A 3419-nucleotide genomic window follows, 5' to 3' on the forward strand; every position below is an offset into this window, starting at 1 on the left:
CCGGACGAGCGGTCCGCCCGCCGGTACCGGGACGAGGAGGAGGGTGCCGCCCGCCGGTACCGGGACGACGTGGACGCCCGCTACTCGGCGCCGCCGCAGCGGCCGGTCGCGCCGGAGGAGCCGTGGGACAGCCCGCGGCGGTGGGAGAGCAGCGAACGGCCGGTCTCCGCGGAGCCCATCTCCGCCGGGCCGATCTCGGCCGGGCCGGTGTCGGCGGGGCCGATCTCCGCGGCTCCGCGCAGCGGCGGCGGCCGGCACAGCGCCGAGGAGGAGGTGCCGGAGGAGCCGGACTACTGGCGGCCGCCGGGCCGGTACGTCCCGGACGACCTGCCCGTCGACGACACCCCCACCCTGGTCGACCTCGCCTCCCGGCGGGCGCTGAAGGCCGCCGGCGAGGGCCGGTCGTCCCGGCGGCGTCGGGCCAGCGCCGACGCGGTCGACGGGGCGTACTGGGCCGGGCTGCGGGGTGAGGCGAAGTGATGCGGACGACCGTGCCACCGGTCGCCTGCGTCGGCGAACCCCGGCTCACCGCCGGTTTCGCCGAGTTCGGCCGGCTCGACCTGCTGGCCCACGAGGAGGTGCACGGCCCGATCGGGCCGATGGAACCGGCCAGCCTGCTCCGGCTGGCCGAGGCCATCGACCTGAAGGGCAAGGGTGGCGCGGGCTTCCCGTTCGCCCGCAAGCTGCGCGCCGTGCTGGAGTCCTGCGAGCGGCAGAGCCTCTCCGCCGTGGTGGTGGTCAACGCCAGCGAGGGGGAGCCGGCGAGCTGGAAGGACAAGGTGCTGCTCACCCGGGCGCCGCACCTGATCCTCGACGGCGCCGCCCTGGCCGCGTACGCGCTGGACGCCGAGGAGATCGTGATCGGGGTGGCCGACGACGACGTGGGCCGGCCGTCGCTGACCGAGGCGCTGCAGGAGCGCCGGATGCCGGTGCCGACCAGCATCGTCACCGTGCCGCACCGGTTCATCTCCGGCGAGGGCGGCGCGCTGGTCAACGGCATCAACGGTCTGCCGCACATCCCGCCCGGCACCAAGAAGCGGTCCAGCGACTCCGGGGTCGGCGGGCTGCCCACCCTGCTCTCCAACGCCGAGACCTTCTCCCAGCTGGCGGTCGCCGCCCGGCTCGGCCCGTACGAGTACGCCGCGCTCGGCACCGACGACGAGCCCGGGACCGTGCTGCTCACCGTCACCGGGGCGGCCGGCGCCCGGCGGTGGTGGAGTGTGCCGCCGGCACGCCGCTGCGGGAGATCCTCGAGCTGTGCGAGGTGCCCGAGGGGCCGGGCATCCTGACGGGCGGCTACCACGGCAAGTGGATCACCCCGGAGGCCGCGGACCGGGCCGAGGTCTCCCGCAGGGGGTTGACCAGGGTCGGCGGCACCCTGGGCGCCGGCATCATCGTCCCGCTCGGCCGGGACACCTGCCCGCTGGGCGAGGCCGCCCAGGTGGTCCGCTACCTGGCCGGCGAGTCCGCCGGACAGTGCGGGCCGTGCAAGATGGGCCTGCCCGACCTGGCCCGCGCCGTCGACCTCGCGGTCTCCGGCAGCGCCCCGATCGAGATCGTCCGGGCGGCGGCCGGCGACGTGAAGGGGCGCGGCGCGTGCAGCCACCCCGACGGCACCGCGCGGTTCGCCCTCTCCGCGGTCGAGGTCTTCGCCGAGGACCTGCGGCTGCACACCACCGGGGAGGGCTGCGGCAAGCGGGTCAAGGGCGTGCTGGGCCTGCCCGGGGCGCCCGACGCGAACCCGCAGAAGCTCACCCTGGACTGGTCCCGGTGCGACGGGCACGGGCTCTGCGCGCACGTGGTGCCGGACTTCATCCGGCTCGACGCCAACGGTTATCCGGCCTTCCCGTCCACCCCGGTGCCGACCTGGCTGCGGGAGGGCGCGCTCAAGGCGGTCAAGGTCTGTCCCGAACTCGCGCTCCGGCTCGCCAAGGCCGAGTAGCCGACCGAGAGGAGACGCGGATGTCGCGTCGTACCACGTGGCCCGCCGGGCCACCGCCGCCGCTGTCGCGCTCGCCGCGCTGCTCGGCGTCGCGTCCTGCGCGGTCGGCCCGGAGCCCGCGTCGCCGGTGAGCGCCGTGGCGGCCGCGTCTCCCGCCGCCCCGACGACCGGGCCGGCCGCAACCGGCGGCACGCCCGCCGCCCGGTCGGTCGTCCCGGCCCGGGTGCCGGAGACGCTGAAGTTCACCGCGACGACCCTGGACGGCACCCGGTTCTCCGCCGCCGATCTGGCCGGGAAGCCGGTGGTGCTCTGGTTCTGGGCGCCCTGGTGCGCCACCTGCGCCAGTCAGGCGTGGACGGTCGCCGAGGTCGCCCCGAAGTACCGGGACACCGTGCCGATCGTCGGCGTCGCCGGGCTGGGCGAACAGCAGGCGATGAAGGAGTTCGTCACCGAGTTCGAGCTGGCCGGCACCCCGCAGCTCGACGACCGGGGCCGGGGCGCTGTGGCGCCGGTTCGAGGTGGTCGAGCAGAGCACTTTCCTGATCATCGACCGGGACGGCCGGGTCGTCCACCAGGGCTTCCTCGACGGGGAGTCGCTCAGCCGCCGGGTCGCCGCGCTGGCTCGCTGATGACCACCCCGCTGCTGCTCGCGCTGACCGCCGGGATGCTCGGCGCGGTCAACCCGTGCGGCTTCGCGATGCTGCCCGCGTACCTGTCGCTGCTGGTCGCCGGCCCGCCGGACGGGCGCGGCGCAGTCGGCCGCGCGCTCACCGCGACCGCCGGGCTGACCCTCGGGTACGTCGTGGTCTTCGGCGCGTTCGGCCTGGCTCTGGCGCCGCTGGCGGACTGGCTGCGCCCCCGGCTGCCGTGGACGACCGTGACGCTCGGCCTGCTGCTGGCCGCGGTCGGCTGCTGGCTGCTCGCCGGTCGGCGGATGCCCACCCCGCGCCCGTTCACCCGGGCGCCCCGGCTGACCCGTTCGCTGCCGTCCATGGCGCTGTTCGGCATGGCGTACGCGCTGGCCTCGCTGACCTGCACGATCGCCCCGTTCCTGGCCATCGTGGTGACCAGTCTCCAGGCCGGCTCGACGCTGCGCGGGCTGGCGCTCTTCGGGGCGTACGCGGTCGGGATGGGGTTGGTGGTCGCGGTGGCCGCGCTCGGCGTGGCGCTGCTGCGCGGCCAGGTGGTGGCCCGGCTGCGCGGCGCCGGCGCGTTCGTGCCCCGACTGAGCGGCCTGGTGCTGCTCGTCGCCGGGGGCTACGTCGCCTGGTACGGCTGGTACGAGGTCCGGCTCGCGCTGGGTCGGCACGACGCCTTCGGCGACCCGGTCGTGGTGGCCGCGGCCCGGGTCCCAGCAGGCCCTGGTCGCCGGGCTGGCCGCGGCGGCCCGGCGGTCCTCGCGGTGGCCCTGGTCGCGCTGCTGCTGGTGGCCCGGCGGCGGTGGCCGGCTCCCAGGACGCGGCAATCGGCAGCTCGG

1 protein-coding gene and 2 pseudogenes are annotated in these 3419 nt (G+C 76.4%); all 3 read left to right on the forward strand.

Annotated features, from left to right (window positions below):
- Positions 1–480: pseudogene (locus tag JNW87_RS36450) on the forward strand (hypothetical protein); the annotation flags it as partial.
- A pseudogene (locus JNW87_RS36455) lies at positions 477–1942 on the forward strand (NADH-ubiquinone oxidoreductase-F iron-sulfur binding region domain-containing protein). The pseudogenes JNW87_RS36450 and JNW87_RS36455, both read left to right, overlap by 4 nt.
- Positions 1943–1979: 37 nt before the next feature.
- A partial coding sequence (locus tag JNW87_RS41880; RefSeq protein WP_375373593.1) for a cytochrome c biogenesis protein occupies positions 1980–3419 on the forward strand: 1440 nt, incomplete at its 3' end.

Origin of the sequence: Micromonospora sp. ATA51 (assembly GCF_016802855.1) — a bacterium.
GTDB classification, from domain to species: Bacteria; Actinomycetota; Actinomycetes; order Mycobacteriales; family Micromonosporaceae; genus Micromonospora; species Micromonospora sicca.